Below are 4,800 nucleotides of genomic sequence, written 5' to 3'. Positions count from 1 at the left end.
CCGCCGTAAGCTCCGTCCGCGTGATCTCCACCGCCATCCCGATCCTCCCCGCCTCGCGAACGGAGTGAACCAGCAACCGGCATTCGTGTGAATCCCTCGCAGAGTCAAAGCTTCACGCCGCTGGTATGATAGGCTGGGTAACTATCTGAGTATACACGATAAAAGCGCCAAATGCAAAAAAAAGAGGGCCGCGAGTCGTTTCATGAGCCCGCCGGTATCACACGAGTCGGGGGAGGTGTACGGGCGATCGGGGGGGCCGCGCGACAGGGAGGCGGCGCGGCCCCGGGCCCCGATGCGCCGGCGCCCCCGGGAGGGGACGCCGGCCGGGGCTTGTCAGCCCTTGGCGCGGTTGCGGATCATGAAGCTGTCGTAGGTGAACTCGGCGACCTGGTTCCACAGGTAGCCGTCGTTGCGGAACGCCTTGACGCTGTCGAGGACCGTCTTGAAGTCGGCGTTCTCGTTCGCGATCTCGTCGTAGACCTCGTTCGCCGCGAGGTAGGCCGCGTCGATCACTTCCGCCGGGAACTGCTTGAGCTTGGCGCCGCCGGCGATCAGGCTGCGCAGCGCAGTCGGGTTGCGCGCGTCGTACTTCGCCATCATGTCGGTGTTGGCGTAGGCGGCGGCGTTGGTCAGGATCGCCTGGTACTCCGGCGTGAGCCCGTTCCACTTCTCGAGGTTGACGAAGAAGTGGACGCAGGGACCGCCCTCCCAGAAGCCGGGATAGTAGTAGTAGGGCGCGACCTTGTAGAAGCCGAGCTTCTCGTCGTCGTAGGGCCCGACCCACTCGGCGGCGTCGATGGTTCCGCGCTCGAGCGCCGGATAGATGTCGCCGCCGGGGATCTGCTGCGGCACGACGCCGAGCTTTTCCACGACCTTGCCGGCGATGCCGGCGATCCGCATCTTGACGCCCTTGAGATCGTCGAGGCTGTTGATCTCGTTGCGCCACCAGCCGCCCATCTGCACGCCGGTGTTTCCGCCCGGCATGCCATAGAGGTTGTGCTTGGCGTAGAAGGCGTTCAGCAGCTCGTTGCCGCCGCCCTCGTAGAGCCACGAGTTCATCAGCCGCGCGTTGAGCCCGAACGGGATGGCGGTGCCGAACGCGAAGGTCGGGTCGATGCCCCAGTAGTAGTAGGAGCAGGTATGCGCCATCTCGACGGTGTTGGTGCCGACCGCCTCGACCGCCTGCGGGTTGGGCACGATCTCGCCGGCCGGGAAGACCTGGATCTCGAAGTTGCCGCCGGACATCGCCTTGACGTGCTCGGCGAAGACCTCGGCCGCGCCGTAGATCGTGTCGAGCGAACGCGGGAAGCCCGAGGTCAATCGCCAGGCGACCTTCGGCTGGGTCTGCGCGATGGCGGGCGCGGCGAGGACCGCGGCGGCGGCGGCGCCGCCGCCGGCCGCCTTGAGGAAGTTGCGTCGCTTGAGGGTCATTCGATTCTCTCCCATGTTGGTAGCTTGTCCCTGCGTTCTTGTTTGATTGGTCAGTCCAGGTCGAGCGGCGGCGGCTCGCCGAAGTCCGGGCTCCCGAGGTCGCCCGCCGGATCCGGCAGCGTGAGACCCTCGAGCGCCTCCTCCACCGCAGCCGGGTCCAGCGTCGCGTGCTCGCCGATCCAGTAGGTCACCGATTCCGGCCAGAAGATCAGGATCGCCACCAGGAGGAGCTGGACGCCGATCCAGGGGATCGAGCCCCAGTAGATCTCGGATGTCTTCACCGAGGGCGGCGCGATGCCGCGGAGATAGAACAGCGCGAAGCCGAACGGCGGATGCATGAACGAGGTCTGCATGTTCACGCAGAGCAGCAGGCCGAACCAGATCAGGTTGATGTCGAGCGCCTGCGCCACCGGCACGAGCAGCGGCACGACGATGAACACGATCTCGAAGAAGTCGAGGAAGAAGGCGATGAAGAAGACGAAGACCATCGTGAAGATCAGGAAGCCGGTGCGGCCTCCCGGCAGGTCCGACAGGATGTGCTCGATCCATCGGCCGCCGTTCACGCCCTGGAAGATCAGGCTGAACACCGTGGCGCCGAGCAGGATGAACACCACCATCGCGGTCAGCCGCGCGGTGGAGGCCATCGCCTGCCACATGAGATCGTTATGGTAGCGACCGTGCAGCATGGCGAGCCCGATCGCGCCCACCGCGCCCATCGCGCCCGCCTCGGTCGGCGTGGCGAGGCCCATGAAGATGGTGCCGAGCACGAGGAAGATCAGCACCAGCGACGGCACCATGCCCCAGAGGATCTCGGAAGCGAGCCCCCAGCCCCTGAGCGTCCTCGCCTCCGGCGGCAGCGCCGGCACCCGCCACGGCTGGAAGATCACCACGCCGATGATGAGGAGGATGAAGAGCCCCACCTGGAGCAGCGAGGGGCCGATCGCGCCGAGATACATGTCGCCGACCGACACGCCGAGCTGGTCGGCCAGCACGATCAGCACCAGCGAGGGCGGGATCACCTGGGTGATCGTGCCCGCGGCGGCGATGACGCCGGTGCCGATCTTCATGTCGTAGCCGTAGCGCATCATCACCGGGATGGTGATCATGCCCATGGCGATGACCGATGCGGCGACCGTCCCGGTGATGGCGCCGAGGATCGCGCCCACCACGATCACCGCGAAGGCGAGGCCGCCCGGGATCGGGCCGAAGAGCTGACCAAAGCCGTCGAGCAGATCCTCGGCCAGTCCCGATCGCTCGAGGATCGTGCCCATGAAGGTGAAGAACGGGATCGCCAGCAGCAGGTCGTTCGACATGATCCCGAAGATCCGGTACGGCAGCGCCTGAAGGAACTCCGGCCCGAAGTAGCCGACCTCGATGGCGACGAAGCCGAAGGACAGCCCCAGCGCCGCCAGCGAGAACGCCACCGGAAAGCCGAACAGCATGAAGACGATCAGCCCGGCGAACATCGCCGGGGCCATGTAGCCGTATTCTAGCATCCGCGGCGGCTCCGGTGCGTGGCGGGGATCACTGCAGCGGCTTCTCGTATGTCGGGGTCGCGTCCCCGAAGCCCCGCAGCGCCGCGATGCGTTTTATCAGCTCGGCCGCGCCCTGGAGGAACATCAGCGCCATGCCGAGGGGAAGGAGGAGCTTGACCGGCCAGACCGGCAGGCCGCCCGCGTTCATCGACATCTCGCCGGCGTGGTAGCTCGTCAGGAAGAACCCCCAGGACATCACCCCCACCATGATCGTGACGGGGAACAGGAAGAAGATGATGCCGATCACGTCGATCCACAGCCGCTTCCGCTCGGACGCCATGCCGTACAGGAGGTCGACGCGGACATGCTCGTTGACCTTGAGCACCCAGGGCGCGGCGAGCAGGAAGATCCCCGCGAACATCTGCCACTGGATCTCGAGCCAGGCGTTGGAGCTGAGGCTGAGGAGGTATCGCGAGGCCGCGTTGCCGGCGCTGATCAGGCACGAGAGCAGCACGAGCCAGGTCGCGATCCAGGCGAAGAACCTGCTGATGCCGTCAATGCCTGAGGCGATGCGCAGCAAGCCCGCCAAATCGATGTCTCCCGAAACGCCGTAACTCGGCGACCGAGCCGCAGGTGGTAGCGGCTGCGGGCCGATCCCGCAAGCGTCCTCGGGCAGTTGCGATCGACTCTTGCTTAATCGTGCTCAATCGTTGGGCAGCGGAGCGGCGGGCGCTGAAACGCCGGACGGCGTCGCGAGCGAGCCGGGCGTCGCGCCTGGCGGCGCGGGGCGCGCCGCTCCGACCGGCGCGAGGCTCGGCAGGGCCGAGGGCGCGTCCTCGGCGGCGCCGATCAGCGGAGCGGGCGCCACGGGCCCGAGCGCCGGCGCGCCCGCAGGCGCCGCGCCGACCTGCGGGGCGCCGGGCGCGTGGGGCGCCCCGGACTCGACCGCCGGCGGCTGCGGCGGGATCGGCGGCCGGGCGAGCACAAGCGCGAGGAGCGCCGCCGCCGCGACGACGAGGCCCGCGAGGAAGCCACGCCAGAATCCCATGCCCCGCACCTCTGCCTCGACCGTCACGAACAGACCTTTCCCGCTTGACCGCATTGCGCGCCAGGGGCCATCTATACGGCGCACGGGAGCGGGCGTCAGCCCCGAAGCCCTCGAAAGGCCCGCGAAAATGCTGCTGCTGATCGACAATTACGACAGCTTCACCTACAACCTGTTCCACTATCTCGGCCAGCTCGGGGCCGAGACGGTGGTGCGCCGCAACGACGAGGTGGATGCGGCCGCCGCGATGGCGCTCGATCCCTCCGCGATCATCCTCTCGCCCGGCCCCTGCGATCCCGACCGCGCCGGCGTGTGCCTGTCGCTGATCGCCGCCGCCGCCGGGCGGCGCGTGCCGCTGCTCGGGGTGTGCCTCGGCCACCAGGCGATCGGCCAGGCCTTCGGCGGCAGGGTGGTGCGCGCCGCCGCCATCATGCACGGCAAGATCGACGACATTTCCCACGACGGGACCGGGGTCTTCGCGGGCCTGCCCTCGCCGTTCCGCGCGACGCGCTACCACAGCCTCGCGGTCGAGCGCGCCACGCTCCCTGCGGATCTCGTCGTCACCGCCGAAGTCGCCGACGGCACCATCATGGGCCTCGCCCATCGCGACCTGCCCATCCACGGCGTGCAGTTCCATCCCGAATCGATCGCCTCCGAGCACGGTCACGCGCTCCTGCGGAACTTCCTGGCCCTGGCGCGCGACGGCGCGCGGGCGTCCGTTCCGGCATGAGACACCCTGTGTCAAGCTGCGAGTGTATTGTGGGCGACCGCGGCGCTGTGCAGCGCCGGGTCGTAGAGGGCGCCGTCCGTCCAGGTGCGCCAGAGCACGCGTATCCAGGCCCGGGCGAG

General features: G+C 68.1%; 5 protein-coding genes. 1 reads left to right on the top strand and 4 read right to left on the bottom strand.

The features are described 5' to 3' along the window. Window positions 1-333: 333 nt before the first annotated feature. The 4 genes from KBA23_RS15855 to KBA23_RS15840 all read right to left on the bottom strand — a co-directional run bounded on the left by KBA23_RS15855 (window position 334) and on the right by KBA23_RS15840 (window position 3,981). A complete protein-coding gene (locus KBA23_RS15855) occupies window positions 334-1,431 on the bottom strand; it encodes a TRAP transporter substrate-binding protein (protein WP_290742956.1) in 1,098 nt (365 codons plus the stop codon). A gap of 50 nt (window positions 1,432-1,481) precedes the next feature. Then, window positions 1,482-2,927, bottom strand: a complete 1,446-nt coding sequence (locus KBA23_RS15850; protein WP_290742953.1) for a TRAP transporter large permease subunit — start codon at window positions 2,925-2,927, stop codon at window positions 1,482-1,484. 28 nt (window positions 2,928-2,955) lie between these two features. Continuing rightward, window positions 2,956-3,495 carry a TRAP transporter small permease subunit gene (locus KBA23_RS15845; RefSeq protein WP_290742950.1) on the bottom strand — a complete coding sequence of 180 codons (540 nt, stop codon included), beginning with the start codon at window positions 3,493-3,495 and terminating at the stop codon, window positions 2,956-2,958. 114 nt (window positions 3,496-3,609) lie between these two features. Then, a complete protein-coding gene (locus tag KBA23_RS15840) occupies window positions 3,610-3,981 on the bottom strand; it encodes a hypothetical protein (protein ID WP_290742947.1) in 372 nt (123 codons plus the stop codon). Between the two features lie 100 nt (window positions 3,982-4,081). Here KBA23_RS15840 and KBA23_RS15835 point away from each other — a divergent pair, with 100 nt between their 5' ends. Continuing rightward, window positions 4,082-4,681 (top strand): aminodeoxychorismate/anthranilate synthase component II, encoded by a 600-nt coding sequence (locus KBA23_RS15835; RefSeq protein WP_290742944.1) that lies wholly within the window; start codon window positions 4,082-4,084, stop codon window positions 4,679-4,681. Window positions 4,682-4,800 lie beyond the last annotated feature (119 nt).

This window comes from Amaricoccus sp., from assembly GCF_017995835.1.
GTDB lineage: Bacteria > Pseudomonadota > Alphaproteobacteria > Rhodobacterales > Rhodobacteraceae > Amaricoccus.
Note: the sequence above shows the minus strand (reverse complement) of the source record. Positions and strands in the feature narration are given on the sequence as shown.

Bases quoted from the DNA above. Each gene is read 5' to 3' on its own strand.
- KBA23_RS15850 (WP_290742953.1), bottom strand. From the start codon at position 2,927: ATGCTAGAATACGGCTACATGGCCCCGGCGATGTTCGCCGGGCTGATC.
- KBA23_RS15835 (WP_290742944.1), top strand. From the start codon at position 4,082: ATGCTGCTGCTGATCGACAATTACGACAGCTTCACCTACAACCTGTTC.
- KBA23_RS15855 (WP_290742956.1), bottom strand. From the start codon at position 1,431: ATGACCCTCAAGCGACGCAACTTCCTCAAGGCGGCCGGCGGCGGCGCC.